Source organism: Vibrio sp. TRT 29B02 (genome assembly GCF_050113655.1).
In the GTDB taxonomy this organism is placed as follows: domain Bacteria; phylum Pseudomonadota; class Gammaproteobacteria; order Enterobacterales; family Vibrionaceae; genus Vibrio.
In genome coordinates this window covers 129,922-146,368 of record NZ_JBNJOJ010000003.1, presented here as the reverse complement: position 1 = coordinate 146,368, position 16,447 = coordinate 129,922, and the positions used below count along the sequence as shown (strand labels likewise).

Sequence of the window (16,447 nt, the reverse complement as noted above, 5' to 3'; positions counted from 1 at the left end):
GATGAAAGTGGGTGCCTTACCCTAACCGCAATACTACCCTTGAGATCCGGCTACAGTGCATGACACTACCTTCCGTTTTGCTGTAAATAGCTCACGATGTTCTCAAACGCGATTCGGAAATAGAGCTCATAGCTGTTTTGTTCGACGTAACCGAGGTGGGGTGTGGCGATCACATTGGGTAAACTAAGCAAAGGCTCACTCTCTTGGTTTGCCGGCTCAACATCAAACACATCTAGCGCCGCCCTCTTGGTGGGAACCCTAACTAGCTCTTGGAATAGAGCAGACTTCTCTATCAACTCCGCTCGGCTCGTATTCACCAGTAAAGAATTTGATTTCATCCGTGCAAGATCATCGGCTGTAACACAGGCTCTAGTGGCATCATTCAGTCTCAAATGCAAAGAGACAATATCGGCTTGTGTAAAGAAATCCTGCTTAGAAGATGGTGCACTAAAACCATGCTCAACCGCCAACTTGCGTGAAGCTTCACTACCCCACACCATCACTTGCATACCGAATGCTTCAGCATAGCGTGCTATCCTCTGACCGATGTTTCCGTATCCCCAGATACCTAGGGCTAAGCCACTTAACGTGCGACCTAAACCAAGGTCTCCAGAGCTTTGCCATTGACCATTTTTTAGGTTGTTGGAGTAAATAGGAATATAACGACTCGCAGCCATAAGAAGCGCCCAGCACAATTCAGAGGGAGCGATAGGCGAACCACGCCCCTCTAGGACTTTGACACCATATTTTTCACATAGTCCGACATCAATATGATTGCTCACTTTCCCAGTTTGACTAATCACGCTGAGATTGGGCAATTTCGCCAGTAAGGACTCGCTGATAACCGTTCGCTCCCGAATTAACACTAACACCTGAGTGTCTGCTAGCTTGACCGCCAGTTCATCTTCGGAGTAACTCTGACTAAAAACGGTTACATCATGCTCAGTAAGGAGCTTAAAACACTCTAAGTTTTTGACCACATCCTGATAGTCATCCAAAACGGTAATATTCAATTTACACTCCTTGTTCAGTGAGTACTCAACATATCACTGCGATATCATCACTGCCATGATTCGTTTGACTATCTATCTACCCTGCGAAAAATAACACCTTCTATTTTCTCATAAGGTGCTGTTTTTACTTGCCACTTTAAAGTAATACAGCCAAAGTAGCGGCAGATAGTTCAACAGCAAATTTTAGCGTCATGTTTAATAAATACAATCATTTGGCTTCCGAGCAAACCAAAGGCGTTTCAGCGTCCGTCTTATCCTCTTTGCTGTTTGCAACCATCCCTGCTTATGTCCAACTGCAACCAGAAATGGCTACGAGTTTAATCTCTGGAGGAGAGAGCCACTGGCTAGCGGTTCAGCGAATCATTTGGAGCACGCTGTTGTTTGCACTATTGCTGTTATTTACCAAGCGATTACCACTGCTTATCTCAGCGTTAAAAGAACGTAAAGTGTGGTTTAGATACCTGATATCTGCCCTATTTGTTGCTCCCCAGTATTGGTTGTTTGTCTGGGCGCCGGCCAATGGAGAAACGCTCAATCTAGCCCTTGGATACTTCACTCTGCCAATTGTAATGGTATTGATAGGACGCTTTGTTTATCAAGAGAGTCTTACTCGCTTACAGAAAGTAGCTTGCCTGTTTGCCTTGCTCGGCACCATTTGGGCTTACGCTCTATCCTCAGGTGTTTCATGGGTGGTGTTAGTTGTCGCTTTGGGTTATCCGGTTTACTTTATCAACCGGAAAGCAATCCCACTTCCGGCCGATATAGGGCTGGCGATCGACCACATCATCTTGTTTCCGTTTGCCATGCTAGCGATGTTCTATCTCTATCCAGCACACTACATCACTGAATTGCCAACCACGACGCATCTCTACTACTTCGGTTTAGCGGCGGTTTCTGTAACACCGATGCTGCTCTACCTCTATGCCTACACTAAGCTTCCAGTGTCTCTTTTTGGCCTGCTTGGCTATGTTGAACCAACCTTTATCTTTATCGTAGGTTTATTGATTGGCAGCACCATAACCCTGCAAGAAGTTCCCACTTACTTGTTTATTATGTGCGCCTTAATCGCCTTGATTACGGACAGTCACAAACGGCTGAAAAATATTCGGATAAAACGGCATCACTGATCGGACGCCTCACCTGTTTTGATTCCATGTTATCTTTTATCTTTAAGTTTGTCGGCTGGATGATTCACGCCGTCATTAGTGACTACATCACCTAAGTCGAAAGGGTTCACCCCTTCCAGACAACCAATGTTAAACCCATATTCACTGGGGTTGGAACGACGTTGATGGTGGGTGTAAATACCACAGTTGGAACAAAAATAGTGTTTCGCTGTTTTGGTATTGAACTGATAGAGTTTAAGAACATCTTCTCCTTCCACAATGCGAATACCACTTAGGTCAACTGAACCAACAATTGCTCCCTTGCGACGGCATATCGAACAGTCACAACGGCGTGGATTTTCGATACCATTAGGCAAGGTCAGCTCAAGCACTACACTGCCACAGTGACAGCTAGCTTTGTGCTTAAGCTTGATTTCTGTATTGCCCACTTTGTTCATCATTATTTTTCCTCCTTGTGGTGTTCGCCTCTATGGCCGAATAGCAAAGTCGCGAGTGTCTCGCCAAACAGCTATCCTTTGGCTTTTCCGTTGGGATCGTTATGCGCTAATCGCGGCGGCGTTTTCAACCATCACCACCCCTTGTTGCTCTAACTCATGGACGACACTCTCAGCGTTGTCAGGAAACACCGCTCGAGTTGAGGCAAGGTTAATGATGACTTTAAACCCAGCTGCAACTAACTGCTCGACCGACTTCTTAACGCAAAAGTCGAGAGCTAAGCCTCCAACGATGACGGTATCAATCTGATTGCTACGAAGAAATTCGATGCCACCAGTCGACAGTGTGTCTGCCTGATCGTGGTAAAACGCACCGTACGGGTGAGCATCAGGATCAATGCCTTTATTAATCTGAAAATCATACTCACGTACTGATGGTAAACCCGGCAAGAGTTCTACCCCTTGAGTGCCAACGACACAGTGAGGGTTCCATTTGATATCCACTTCCGGCAGGCCTACTGGCTCAAGCATCCTATCCGGACTTTCCGCTTCCCAAGCGGCACCGGGTGGATGCATATCACGTGATACTAATTTCAAACTTGCTTTACCATGATTGAGTATAAGCTCATCAACTATCTGTAACGCACCCGCGACGGGCAGTTCGTTTGGACACAGTTCACTAAACCCTTGCTGTGGGTCGACGTCGATACAAGCGGTTTTGTTCTTCTCGATTTCTACACGTTGCATGCGCATCTCTAGCTCCTTCTTGATATCAACGTAAACAAGTTTGAAAATAAGTCACACTCTTCTCGCTGAGGCTATATACCTGAGCAGGCTTTCCGCCTTTGCCTCTGTTTGTTGAAGCCATTTTGTTGGCACTAACGATTACGCCAGTATCGATAAGACGTCGTTTCACCGTCATCCGATTCACTTCAACACCGAACTTTTCGTATGCCGCGATAATGTCTGACACTAAGAACTCCTTATCAAGAGCAAATAAGGCAACAGAGGTGTATTCGATCGCGGCACGTAATTTATGCCAAGCCAAGGAGATCAGTTGAGCGTGGTCAAACGCTAACGCCACTTGGTTATCGAGCACTTCATTGAGCCCAAACCATCTTAGCTGTTCACGACACAACCCGCTGTTCTCGATCTGTTCAACATTTGCGTTATTAAGTAACGCGTAATGTGCAATAGTCACACTCCACCCTTCAGGGTCACGCTTCGGGTTACCTTCAACCATTGGTTGGCTGATGTAGTTAGGATAGGTATGAATCTTCTGTCGACAAATACGGCGACGTGCTGCGTCAAAATCTTCATCCGCAGGCTGTCCACCTTGATTGGTCAGATCTTGCTCAAACACAAAACCACCTGGAATTGACCACATACCATGTTGAGGCCGGTCAGCGTTGTTGCGCTTAATCAGCAATACTTCTAACCCGCTCTCTCCTAATCTGAGGCAGATCATGTCGATAGTGACAATCATGGTGAATTTCCTACATCCTTAATTCAACCAACACCTTACCACTGGAATGCAGCAGGTCAACAGGAAAGTAACGTTTTGTGATTAACTACGTTAATTTAATTTTCATGCCCTTAAAAGGCTTTTGGCTATAAGCAATAATTCATTTAGGGAAATAGCGGTTAGACTAAAGTAGTTAATAACACAATTTGACAAACCTAATAGGCTACTTTAAAGTTTGGTGGAACAATTAGCCTGATTAACCGATAGGATGGTTGAATGACCACCAAGCTTTTCAATGACCGTATCATTCAAAGTGCTCTCGATCTCGACGTTTATAAGATCAATATGATGCACGCTGCTCATAAGTACTATCCAACCACGACGGTACGCTATGAGCTCATTGTTCGTTCAGATGAAGACCTTTCCTATCTTGCGCCGCAAGTAGAAAGTGAGATCGCGAAACTCGCGCACTGTTATTTTTCTCAACAAGAACTCAGCTACTTAGCGAGTCAGGCTCCCTATTTAGAATCCGGTTTTATCGAGTATTTGCGCAACTTTCGTTTTAAACCTGCTCAACAGGTGTCTGTGACCACCTCAACAGCAAGCGGAAAGCCCCAGCTAAAAGTATCCGTTAGTGGTCTCTGGCATGAGACCATCCTGTATGAAACGCTAGCGATGAGTATTATCTCTGAACTCCGCAACCGAAGCCGCTGGAGTCATATCCCTTATGAACAGTTCCACAATGTTCTGGCGGAAAAAGTCGCTAGACTTAAAATCGAGCTCGACCAGCGCAAGATCGATAATTTCACGTTTTCCGAAATGGGTAGCCGACGCCGTTTCAGTGCACAGGTACAGCACGATGTGGTTGATTACCTACGCCAACATGTCCCAGATTTAATGTCAGGCACCAGTAACTACCATTTGGCAAAACAGTTTTCGCTAACTCCTATCGGTACGGTTGCCCATGAATGGTTTATGGCTCATCAGCAGCTTGCAAAACCTGGCGAGTCACAAAGAGTTGCCCTCGATCTCTGGCAACAAGCCTTTGATGGTAGTTTAGGGATTGCCCTGACCGACACCATTGGCATCAACGCATTCCTGCAAGATTTTACTTTGCAACGCGCCAATGCCTACGCTGGCGTGCGTCATGACTCTGGTAACCCTTTTGATTGGGGTGACAAAATGATTGCTCACTACCAGTCACTCGCTATCGATCCAAAATCAAAAGTGCTGATCTTTACCGATGGACTTAACTTTGAGCGTGCGCTGGAGATTTGTCAGTACTTTGCCGGACGAGCGAATATCAGCTTTGGTATAGGAACGTTTCTGGCTAACGATATGGGCGATTGGGAGGATCAAGACGGTCGCTATCAACCCCTCTCTATGGTAGTGAAGATGGCTCAATGTAATGGTGCTCCAGTGGCAAAAATCAGTGATGAACCTGAAAAAGCCATGTGTGAAGATCCTGTCTTTCTTGCCGAGTTAAAGCAGAATTTTGGGCTTGAGTCTACATTCGATAAAGCAAGCTGATCGCGAAGCATTAATAGAAAACGGAGCATTACGCTCCGTTTTTTTGTTTTATAACGTCTTATAAGCTCATAATTTTTTTGAACTCTTCTTCAGAATACTTCTTCTCTGTGCTCTTGGTTAAGTCTGTCATCATCTTATATCTTAGTTCCGTCGCCATACTTAACGTACGTTTAAGCTGCCCGTAAGAGTAGTCTGAGGCCATGTTCAGTGCCGCCTGTTTATCGGTTTTGTACATGCTAGTCAACGTTTGATCTAAATGCTTCACTTGTTTATAGAGCTGATTTTCCTCTTCGTCCCATGTCGCTTTTAAGATCGGTAGATACTTATCTGGATTGGCAGACGCCAATGCCGTTAAGCTTCGGAACTGCCAATAGGCAGAATCATCACTATATGTATCATCACCCACTTTGAACGCTTTAGGGTATTGGTGCAATGTGGAATATAGCGGCACTAAAACTGATTCAGGTAACACACCAAAGCTCTGCCAAATTACCCCTTGCAGTTCATCCGGCATATTTGGTCGCAACTGAATAATATGCGATTCTAGCTGACGCTCGACCCGAATTGGTCGTTCCGCCTTGCCCTCTAGCGCCGTCCCATCGAAAGTCGCGCTCAACACTTGCGCGACATCTTTCACCGAGATTTTCTCGTCAGGCTTCATAAACAGAGGGTACTGTGCAAGTCGACTTTGTTGGTACTTAGACGGAGTGAGCATCTTTTGCCCTAACCATTCGCGGTCAATATTGTACTCATCCCCTATCACACCAAAGGCTTTGGCGAAATTGAACGACTTTTTGTCAGCCTTATCGAGAAGCTTATGCTGCTCAACAAACTCGAAGATGCCTTTTGAATGTAAAACATCTTTATTGTCTAAGTTCACACCGTGTATGCGCAGGCCATTAGCGATCATCGCGTAGCTATCATCCGGTACTTTTACCGCTATCCAGTGGTGACCTGAACCGATTTCAAACAACCAAGCTTCGTTGATATCAGCGATGTAGAGGCTGTTGCCCTCACCCGCGCCATAGGTTTCGATATATTGACCAAGAAGCTCGACGGCTTGCTTGGCATTCTCCGCCTGAGGAAGAATTAATGTAGGAATGATCGCTTCAATAATCCCCTTCTCGACCAGAGGATCCACTTTGGCAACCTTATCGTTTACCTCAGCGCTTGTCGTCGCGGAGATAGCAACATTGTGCTCATTGATACCACGCTCTTCATAGAACTTGCCATCACTATCGACGGTTTTCGCATCCCAGTCAGGTATCGCTGAGTAGGCATAGAAGTGCTTCGGCATCGGCACAACCAAGCCATTGCCGAGTTTCCAATCGCCTTGTTGGTTATCTTGCGCTGGTCGATACTCAAGGTATTTATTCCAGTTGTTGACACCGAAGTCTTCGTTACGCGCAATCATGATACTGCCATCGCTAGAAGCTCCTTTGCCGACGATAAGACCAGTACAGGCTATTGCATTACCACTTAATGCGACAGCGACAGCCGTTGCTAGAAAAGACACAGACCATGTTTTCATCTTAATTCTCCGCATATGAAACGAGATAGAACCTAAGTTCACGTCAGTTGTATTTGCAGGTATTTTTATTGTCGTAATAGGAACTGAGTGTACTTAGGATTGGGCGGGAATTTTCTTCCACTCGTCACATTAATGACAAATTAAAATGAGAATAATTATTTGAAAAATATGCATTTTTTGCATAATTCTCGGTATTATTTAAAGGTCAACTTTGCCAGTACTCCAATCAAACTTCGCACACAGTTGTTTAAGCTCTGCCACTTCAGATGCGGTTTGTGACACCAACCAATCCAAAATTTCATTGGCAATAGGGGTATAATTTTTTTGATAACAATAGTACTGCCAGTCACTATGCTGTAAAGCAATTGTCTCAGGGCATTTGAGGAACTTTCGTTTGAGTTCAGGTAATACCAATAGCAGATCCGTCACGGTTACACCCTGTCCCGATAGACACGCACTTAACGCCAAATCTAAACTAAAAAAGACGGTATCGCGTCCCTGCTTTTTACCTTTCAGATCCGCATTAGCAAGCCACAGTTTCCAGTCTTGGTGATCAAGCGTGGCATGCAGATGAGGGAGTTTAAGCACATCTTCAATCTGAATGCTTTTATCTGATAGTAACTCTGCGTAAACAGGTGCCATATATTCTGCTCGCAAGAAGCTCACACCAGGCTTACCAATATAGCGTTCACGCTTGCGGCTATTAATGATCAATAGATCACAATCTTCATGTTCAAGTATCGGATCTTCTTCAATTGAGGGGATGATAACTATCTCATGTTCAGGATATTTTTCGTTGAGCAGAGCAACATTGGGCATCAAAACACGTGTGGCATAGCTAAGGGCACTCTTTATTACGATGCGTTTTTTTGTCGGTGCTTTCCACTGTGCAATCAGGGAATCTAACTGATGGAAGTGATTACTCAGTATCTGATAAAGATCTCGGCCCTGTTCGGTTAATTCGATGGAGCGATGTTTACGAATCAACAGTGAAACCGTCAGCTCCTCTTCAAGCTGTTTGATCTGCCGGCTGACCGCACTTTGCGTGACGTTGAGCTCATCCGCTGCTCTGGTAAAACTCATCAAACGAGCCACCACTTCGAACACCTTGAGTGCATTGTGTGAGTAAGGAAGATTTGAATAAGGTGTCATCACTTTTCCCATGATCTGAACTCATACCAGAGTGACATAAATGTCATTTGAATGCCAGTTGGATAATCATTACCTTTATGTGATTCCGATCACGAGGCGCACCATGAAAAAAATACTCTCCCTGGCGATACCACTGATTATTTCGCAGATGATATCAATGGCATTGGTTCTAACCGATGTTTGGATGATGTCGCGATTAAGTGTATCCGCGATTGCCGCAGGAGGATTAGGCGCGTCTATCTACTCTTTTGTCTTCATTGTTGCCGGTAGCACTGTGGGTTGTGTCGCTAACCTTGTGGCAATTGCCTATGGGCAGCGCGTTGCACGTCCTGAATTTGGTAATCAGCAAATTCGTCTTGCGGTCAAAGGGGCCGTGCTGCTTTCGCTCGTTCTCAGTGTTGTTCTCACGGTGAGTTTTGCTTTTGTACCTCAGCTATTATCGCTCGCTAACCAACCAGCAGAGTTATCCGAGCTAGCGATGCAATATGTCGATACCCTCAAATGGGCGATGCTTCCATCGCTATTACTTCTGGTACTGCGCGGCCTCACCAGTGCTTTTGGCAATGTCCGTTCGATCATGGTGATGTCTCTCCTGACGGTCATACTGAATGTGCCTATCAGCTACTTACTCGCCTTCACTTTTGAACTGGGACTGGCTGGCCTTGGAGCGGGTACAGCTCTAGCTGCAGTTATTGTCATGATTGGCTATGGTCGTTGGGTTTTCAAACGCCCCGAGTTCGCCTCTTTTGCCCCTTGGCTTAATCGTCATGAATACTCCTTAACGCTGCTAACCCCTCTTCTCACTATGGGCTTACCTATTGCGTTAGCTGCTCTGCTGGAGCACGGGTTGATTTATGGCGGTACATTAATGGCAGGTACCATAAGTATTGCCGCTTTGGCGCTGCATCAAATCCTGCTGCAATGTCTAAGTTTTACTTGGAATATCAACTTTGGTTTTTCTCAGGCAGCGGCGATTTTGGTTGGTCAAGACTTCGGAGCAGAGAATTATGATGGTATCAAGCGCACCGCACTGCGTAGCTTTGGCCTAACCACAATTTTGAGCATCGTACTCGCGGGAGGCTTTATGCTTTGGCCTGAAGCGATTGCCGCCATGTTTAACCTAGATGCTGAGCTGACTCAATTGCTGACCATGGTACTTTGGGTGGTTGCACTGTCATTTATTGTGGATGCTTGGCAACTGCTCGCAATCAATCTACTGCGTGGAATGAAAATTGTCGTTGCACCAACCATTATGACGGCTATTGGTTACTGGTTGTTCGGACTGCCTGCGGCTTGGTTACTGATGCCAGAGCATCAGCTCGCTGGCATTTGGGGAGGAATTGGTATAGGTCTTGGCGTCACTGGTGTATTGCTGCTTGTTCAATTGCTTATGGCGATTCGAAAACAGCGCTCATCCGAACCTCTTGCGATGGCAATGAGCTAAACGCTCATTGCCGCAGAGTGGCGAGCTCGCTTAGAGGCAGTGAACATAACGATCACTCTCTCACACGCCGATAATGAATTTTTGCTGGTAAAATAACATCTTGTGCCCCCAAATGTGGGTCACTAAGCAAAGACTTACCTGCCTCAAACAAAGCAGATGCAATCGCATTACAATCCTGCTCTATCGAATCAATTTTGATTGGCAGACAATCAAGAATGTCATCGTTATCGAAAGTCGCAATACGAATATCACTATCAAGCAGTTTATGTTGAGTCAGATAACGTAATACCCCTTCGAGCAGCGAATAGGACGCGGTAAATACCGCCTTTGGAGGGCGCCCCAACTGAATCGTCGCTTGCTCAAACATCTCATAACCCGATCTCGGCTGATAGTCTTTGCTAAACACATGCTCAGCCACAAAATGAACTCCGGCTTTCGCTAATCCAGATTGAAAGCCTGCAAAACGCTCTTTACTTGGTGAGAGTTCTAGCTGACCACCGATGTAAATGCATTCATTTACGCCTTCAACTAAGCGTTCAACAAGCTGCTCAGTGGCACCTTTCGCATCGGTTTTAATCTTGGTGAAGGGAGTTTGATTTAATACACGGTCAAATAAGATAACTGGTGTTGTTTGGCGAACTTGCTGTAACACGGTGTCATCCACCATAGAAGTTGCAACCAACAGCAGATCAACTTGGCGGTCAACCAAACTCTCAACCGCTTCTTTCTCCAGCTGAGGATCATCTTCAGATGAAGCAATCAGTAATTGATAGCCGCTGGCACGACAAAGTTGTTCAAGACTCTTCGCAATTCGCGCAAAACCCATATTCGCTAAGTCAGGGATCACCAAGCCGGCAGTAAAGGTCTTTTGTGATTTGAGCGCTCTGGCATAGATGCTCGGCGTATAGTTATTCGCCTGAGCAATTTGCTCGACCTTTTCAACCGTAGCCTGATTGATACGGTGTTTTTTTGCATGCCCATTAAGGACGAAACTGACCGTCGATTTCGACACTCCCGCCAACTTTGCGATGTCGGCCAATTTGAGTTTTTTGCTGGTCATGATTGTTCAGTCCATCCTTTCAATGAATATCATCTGACTACCTATCCAAGCGCCAAGCATACTACCAATTCCTGCTCACCCATACTGACACTTCTGCTCATCGCAAAAAAGATCGTTTGCGATCACAATTTCTCTCACAATCTCGTAAGTATAGTCATTTAACCTATATAGCTAAACCGTTTTAGCTATATAATTAGCTCTACATCATTTGACAACATGAGGTAATACTAATGAACAGAGTTTGGTTGACTGGCGATGCGGTTGTAGACCTTATTCCAGATACAGATACGACCTATTTAAAATGCCCCGGTGGCGCTCCAGCCAATGTCGCTGTCGCCATCGCACGACTGAATGGTCAACCTGCCTTTTTCGGTCGAGTCGGTCAAGATCCTCTTGGGCGCTTTATGCAACAGACCCTAGCGCGCGAAAATGTGGACACTGAGTTTATGATACTCGATAGCGATCAACGTACCTCAACAGTCATTGTTGATCTCGACGATTCGGGTGAACGTAGCTTTACCTTTATGGTTAAACCCAGCGCTGATCAGTTCTTACAGCCAAATGATGTTCCAACATTTAAAACTGGAGAATGGCTGCACGTGTGCTCTATCGCTTTAGCCAATGAGCCAAGCCGAAGCACGACTTTGTCTGCCATGCGTCAGATTAAATCGGTTGGTGGTTTTGTTAGCTTTGACCCTAATCTACGCGAAGAAGTGTGGGCTAACCCAGACGAGATGAAACCGATCGTCAACCAAGCCATTGCCCTAGCCGATGTGGTCAAATTCTCTGATGATGAGTTGCTTTACCTGACCGATACCGATGCACTAGAGGCTGGGTTGAACGCAATTGAAAGCTATAACAATACTCTAGTGTTGGTTACACAAGGCGCGAAAGGCGCTCTAGTCGTATTTGAGGGTCACCACCGTTTACTGGCTGGTCAGGCAGTTACACCGATTGATACCACCGGCGCTGGCGACGCTTTCGTTGGTGGCTTACTGGCTAAACTTTCTCAAAGCAGTGATTGGGCGACTCAAGAAACCATTGATTCAGCGGTTGTCTGGGCAAATGGTTGCGGTGCGTTAGCGACAACTCAAAAAGGCGCTATGACAGCTCTGCCCACACAGCAACAACTGCTCGACTATATCTAGCAAAGCTTACCAAACCCCAAATGATAAATTTGGGGTTTTATTGCCATCGATTAACGCACCGACTTAAAGGGCGCCGCGCTCGGATTGAGCTTCTTGATGGTCACTGGTGAACGTGCGCCATGGAGAGAAATACTCGTGGCATCAGGGGCAGTAAAGACACGAGATGTCATCACCGCGTCACCGTGGTTAACAAATATCTCAACCGAAGAGTTATCTGCCAAAATCCTGAGATTTATGCGCTCAGACTGCACTGGAAGTTCTCGGATACTATCCTGAGCCCAATTAAGAGTGTTCGAACGATCTAGAATCAAACGCGACTTATCCATATCAGCATGCACAATCAGCTTATGCTCACTGCCCTCAAATAGGTGCAAAGTCGCCCCCCACTCCAACTCGATACTGAGATCATACGACTTGGTCTTTAGATCGTAGGGTTCGTTTGTGAGCTCAATTCTGGTCTGGGACGCCACTAAACGATCAAGTTCGCCAATCGGCCACTGGATTAACTTGCCCTCTTTGACGCTTAACTCTCGCATTGCAGTGAGCTGGTGTATCCAACCATTCTCTACGCTAGGCTGATCCACCTCATCTGGTAATCCCATCCAAGCACACAAAATCCGACGGCCATCAGGCGTTAGCATGGTTTGGGGAGCGTAAAAGTCGAAACCATAATCCAGATAGGCAAATTCCCCAAAATCGATACCTTGCTGATTGTTCCAGTTCGCTTTCACAATCCCATTCTGGTGAGGAACCGTGTTATGCGGTGAGAATGATTCAATACCCTGTGGCCCGATAATGAGATAGTGTTGTTCATCTAGTATGAACATATCTGGGCATTCCCACATATAACCGAAGTCACCCAACTCTGCACCATACAGACCATCATACTGCCAATTTTCCAGATCATTTGAGCGATACAGCGCGATGCGGCCTTTTAACTCCGTTGTCTGCGCGCCGAGTAGCATCAGCCACTCTTGGTTGTGACGGATGATTTTAGGATCGCGGATATGTGGCGTGACACCATCAGGTAATTCAGAAATTACAGGACCACGTTTAACGAAGTTACGCCCGTCGCTTGAAACCGCAACGCACTGCGTCGTATGCCGGTCACGTTGCTGACCAATGCGAGTATTGCCAGTATAAAACAGCATCAATTGTTCATTGTGGCTAACGGCATGGCCAGAAAATACGCCGTGAGAATCAAACCAATCCGAAGGAGTAAGAACCACGGACTGCCAACGCCAATTGATCAAATCCGTGCTGGTTTGATGGACCCAATGCTTATCCTTGTGCTGGCAAGCATACGGGTACCACTGATAAAACAAATGATACTCACCGTTATGATAAATGAAACCATTAGGGTCATTGAGAAGCCCGTTTGGCGGTGAAATGTGCCACTCAGGCCGGTAAGGACACTCAGTAGGTATCGTACGCTTCGTTAAGTGGCTCTGCTGACGGTCAGCAATTACCTGGCCAATTTCGAGCAGCTCGTTACGACCTATTGACTCGGGTCTATCGAATACCAGTTGATACTCACCCAATACATTCGTCACCTCGTAGGGGTATTCACCTCGAGTGATCAAATCTATTTCAGCGACAGAGAAAATCAGCTTGTCCTCAGGAGCCAATACCCGAGTTATGTTGTTTTTGCCTCCGCATAGGGAGAAATAGTGCGCAATGGACATCAAAACTTACCTAAAAAATTGGGAACGTTTGCAAAATTACATTATCAACAACCAAACTACAAGATACATTACGGTCTTAATGCGGGTTCTCTGTGATCACAGGCACAAAAAAACCTAGCTCAAGCTAGGTTTAAGTATATGGTCTCGTTAAGTTACTTGCAGGTATCGCGAGCGATATTTTGGAAAGTTAACACAACCTTACTCATCACTTGGGGTGCACCGTCAATTAACTCAAGTAGCATCTTGGCTCCACTTTCTCCTGCTTTATCAAAAGCATAGTTAAAAGTTGACAGACTTGGGGAGTTGATATAGCCCAACTCATCATTCCCCACCCCTAGCACTTTCACTTCCTTGCCGACTTCAATATCTGCTTCTTTAAGCGCCTTGATTGCCCCAACGGCGATTCGGTCGGTTGCGCAGAATACGCCATCCATTGTTGGATACTCGTGGATAAGCTGCTTCATATTGGCATAACCAGACTCAATGCTAAATTCGCCATGGCAGTGAAACAGTAGCTCATTCGCCTGACTCATTGCCAAAGCTTGTTTTAAGCCTTCAGAGCGAAGTTTGTCGACTGCAAGGTCAGTATCAGGCACACCAATAAAGCCGATATTCTGACAACCCGCAGCCAATAGGCGATTACCCGCTTCAAACCCTACACGTAGATCATCGTGAACTACACTGGGAATATTGAACAGAGAACCATCCTGACCAACCAGTACTACGGGGGATTTTGACTGATTAATCGCCATAACCAACTGCTGATCAATGTGAGTAGCATAGAGGACAATGCCTTCTACCCTCTTTTGATTAAACAATTGAATATACTCAATTTCTTTCTCACCAGACTGTTGAGTGCTGGCAAGTAAAACCTGCTTTCCCGCTTGATCAAATATACGACTTAAGCCATCGACGCCCTGAGCGGTGGCGTTTGAAGATACCCGAGGAACAATCACACCCACTAGGTTAGTTTTTTGCGATTTTAGATCTTTAGCGACTTGGTTAACGACATAACCTACCTCTTCTACCGCTTTCATCACCTTAACTTGGGTGGCTTTTTTTACTCCATACTCGTTATTAATGACCCGAGATACGGTAGATTTTGAGACTCCGGCCAATTTTGCGACGTCATGTAAACTTGCCATGAAAGAAAGCCTTAATAAGTTATTGGGATTATTTGCAAAAACTAGCAGATTTTGGCACAAAATCCACTTTGCCCAAACGGTTTAGCAAAATAATTTAGCAGATCTAGTTCACATAAAGCCACACTATACTTTGACTGAATGAGATTGATCGAAAAGAATCACTTTTGCAAACGTTCCCAAAAGAGTCATTCGCGCTCTTGTGAACTATTAATTACATAAGCTACAGATAATATTCGGGGTTTGGAATGAACTATCCAATAATTGCAAAAGAGCTGCTGGAACTGCTTGGCGGTAAAGACAACCTTCAAGCGCTCGCCCACTGTGCGACACGCCTTCGTTTAGCACTCAAAGACGAGTCGCTGATTAATGAAGAAAAGATCAGTAACTTAGATGGCGTTAAAGGCCAGTTTAAGGTTGCTGGCCAATATCAGATCATTTTCGGTTCTGGTATTGTCAATCAAGTTTACGCTGAAATGGCTAAGCTTACAGGAATGACCGAGATGTCAACGAATGACGTCGCCAGTGCTGGAGCTCAAAAGCAGAACATTGTTCAGCGCGCGGTCAAAGGTCTATCCGATATCTTCGTACCCATCATTCCTGCCATTGTTGCTGGTGGTCTGTTAATGGGTATTTTCAACTTGCTCACTGCGCAAGGACTCTTCATCGAAGGCCAATCTCTGATCGAAGCCAATCCTGGTCTCGCCGATCTTGCAAGTATGATTAATACCTTCGCTAACGCTCCTTTTGTCTATCTTCCCGTTCTGTTAGCTTTCTCTGCCAGTAAAAAATTCGGCGGTAACCCGTTCCTTGGTGCCGCATTGGGTATGTTAATGGTGCACCCTGACCTTCTCAATGGCTGGGGCTTTGGTGGTGCCAGCGTAGCGGGAACAATCCCTACTTGGAATATTTTTGGTTTCGAGATCCAAAAAGTCGGTTACCAAGGTTCCGTACTGCCTGTTCTTGTATCCGCCTTCATTCTAGCAAAAGTGGAAAATGGACTACGTAAAGTTATTCCCTCGGTTCTCGACAACCTGCTCACTCCCATGCTTGCGATCTTCATCACTGGCTTCCTGACATTTACACTCGTTGGCCCTATTACACGTGATCTCGGCTTCCTTCTTGGTGATGGATTAAACTGGCTTTATGACTCAGCAGGCTTCATCGGTGGTGCACTATTAGGATTTATCTACGCTCCATTTGTCATCACAGGGATGCACCATAGTTTTATCGCCATCGAGACACAGCTTCTCGCCGATATTGCAGTGACTGGCGGCACCTTTATCTTCCCAATTGCTGCTATGTCTAACATTGCTCAAGGCGCAGCCGCATTGGCGGTAGGCTTTACCACTAAAGATATTAAGTTGAAAGGCATTGCGATGCCGTCAGGTGTGACTGCTTTGCTCGGCATTACTGAACCCGCGATGTTCGGCGTTAACCTGAAACTGCGTTATCCATTTATTGCTGCTATTCTAGGTGCTGCATGTGCTAGCGCGTTTATCACCCTTTTCAATGTCAAAGCTCAAGCGTTAGGTGCTGCGGGTCTACCTGGTATTATCTCTATCGTCCCTGACAAACTAGGCTACTACATTGCGGGTATGGCTATCTCATTCGTGGTTGCATTCGGCCTCACTCTGGTGCTTGGTGCTCGCGAACAGATCAAGTCAGCAAATACCGCAGCAGCATAAACTGCTTTACTCTGTCCCCTGTAGCCAA

Annotated in this window: 14 protein-coding genes; 5 read left to right on the top strand and 9 right to left on the bottom strand. The window is 45.7% G+C overall.

All coding sequences use genetic code 11. The features are described from left to right. Window positions 1-65: 65 nt before the first annotated feature. Complete coding sequence (locus tag ACQEXT_RS03150; RefSeq protein WP_426950596.1) at window positions 66-1,013, bottom strand: D-2-hydroxyacid dehydrogenase family protein; 948 nt, start codon at window positions 1,011-1,013, stop codon at window positions 66-68. Window positions 1,014-1,204: 191 nt separating this feature from the next. On the opposite strand from ACQEXT_RS03150, the gene rarD reads away from it, so the two are divergent. Beyond that, a complete protein-coding gene (gene rarD, locus ACQEXT_RS03145; protein WP_426950595.1) occupies window positions 1,205-2,140 on the top strand; it encodes an EamA family transporter RarD in 936 nt (311 codons plus the stop codon). A 29-nt stretch (window positions 2,141-2,169) separates the two neighbouring features. On the opposite strand, the gene ACQEXT_RS03140 is transcribed toward rarD, so the two are convergent. The 3 genes from ACQEXT_RS03140 to ACQEXT_RS03130 form a co-directional block, all read right to left on the bottom strand. Continuing rightward, window positions 2,170-2,580, bottom strand: a complete 411-nt coding sequence (locus ACQEXT_RS03140) for a GFA family protein (RefSeq protein WP_426950593.1) — start codon at window positions 2,578-2,580, stop codon at window positions 2,170-2,172. Between the two features lie 96 nt (window positions 2,581-2,676). After that, window positions 2,677-3,327: an isochorismatase family protein gene (locus ACQEXT_RS03135; protein WP_426950592.1), complete on the bottom strand. Its 651-nt coding sequence runs from the start codon at window positions 3,325-3,327 to the stop codon at window positions 2,677-2,679. A gap of 19 nt (window positions 3,328-3,346) precedes the next feature. After that, window positions 3,347-4,060: an NUDIX domain-containing protein gene (locus ACQEXT_RS03130; RefSeq protein WP_331418422.1), complete on the bottom strand. Its 714-nt coding sequence runs from the start codon at window positions 4,058-4,060 to the stop codon at window positions 3,347-3,349. Window positions 4,061-4,315: 255 nt separating this feature from the next. Between ACQEXT_RS03130 and pncB the strand changes: the two genes are divergently transcribed. Then, entirely contained in the window at window positions 4,316-5,569 is a 1,254-nt protein-coding gene (gene pncB, locus ACQEXT_RS03125; RefSeq protein ID WP_426950590.1) for a nicotinate phosphoribosyltransferase, read from the top strand. Window positions 5,570-5,627: 58 nt separating this feature from the next. Here pncB and ACQEXT_RS03120 read toward each other — a convergent pair whose 3' ends face one another. Beyond that, window positions 5,628-7,100 (bottom strand): C69 family dipeptidase, encoded by a 1,473-nt coding sequence (locus tag ACQEXT_RS03120; RefSeq protein WP_426950589.1) that lies wholly within the window; start codon window positions 7,098-7,100, stop codon window positions 5,628-5,630. A gap of 198 nt (window positions 7,101-7,298) precedes the next feature. Further along, window positions 7,299-8,252, bottom strand: coding sequence for a LysR family transcriptional regulator (locus tag ACQEXT_RS03115; RefSeq protein WP_426950674.1), 954 nt, complete (start codon window positions 8,250-8,252; stop codon window positions 7,299-7,301). Window positions 8,253-8,355: 103 nt separating this feature from the next. Between ACQEXT_RS03115 and ACQEXT_RS03110 the strand changes: the two genes are divergently transcribed. Continuing rightward, window positions 8,356-9,696, top strand: a complete 1,341-nt coding sequence (locus ACQEXT_RS03110) for an MATE family efflux transporter (protein WP_426950587.1) — start codon at window positions 8,356-8,358, stop codon at window positions 9,694-9,696. Between the two features lie 52 nt (window positions 9,697-9,748). Here the strand turns inward: ACQEXT_RS03110 and ACQEXT_RS03105 are convergent, their stop codons facing one another. Next, the gene (locus ACQEXT_RS03105) at window positions 9,749-10,756 is read right to left on the bottom strand and encodes a LacI family DNA-binding transcriptional regulator (protein WP_426950586.1); all 1,008 of its coding nucleotides are present in this window, start codon (window positions 10,754-10,756) and stop codon (window positions 9,749-9,751) included. 230 nt (window positions 10,757-10,986) lie between these two features. Between ACQEXT_RS03105 and ACQEXT_RS03100 the strand changes: the two genes are divergently transcribed. Beyond that, window positions 10,987-11,904 carry an aminoimidazole riboside kinase gene (locus ACQEXT_RS03100; protein ID WP_426950585.1) on the top strand — a complete coding sequence of 306 codons (918 nt, stop codon included), beginning with the start codon at window positions 10,987-10,989 and terminating at the stop codon, window positions 11,902-11,904. Between the two features lie 50 nt (window positions 11,905-11,954). Here the strand turns inward: ACQEXT_RS03100 and ACQEXT_RS03095 are convergent, their stop codons facing one another. Both ACQEXT_RS03095 and ACQEXT_RS03090 read right to left on the bottom strand, forming a co-directional pair. Further along, a complete protein-coding gene (locus ACQEXT_RS03095; protein WP_426950584.1) occupies window positions 11,955-13,589 on the bottom strand; it encodes a glycoside hydrolase family 32 protein in 1,635 nt (544 codons plus the stop codon). 152 nt (window positions 13,590-13,741) lie between these two features. Continuing rightward, window positions 13,742-14,734: a LacI family DNA-binding transcriptional regulator gene (locus ACQEXT_RS03090; protein WP_426950582.1), complete on the bottom strand. Its 993-nt coding sequence runs from the start codon at window positions 14,732-14,734 to the stop codon at window positions 13,742-13,744. Window positions 14,735-14,979: 245 nt separating this feature from the next. On the opposite strand from ACQEXT_RS03090, the gene ACQEXT_RS03085 reads away from it, so the two are divergent. Next, window positions 14,980-16,419: a sucrose-specific PTS transporter subunit IIBC gene (locus ACQEXT_RS03085; protein ID WP_426950581.1), complete on the top strand. Its 1,440-nt coding sequence runs from the start codon at window positions 14,980-14,982 to the stop codon at window positions 16,417-16,419. Window positions 16,420-16,447: the final 28 nt, after the last annotated feature.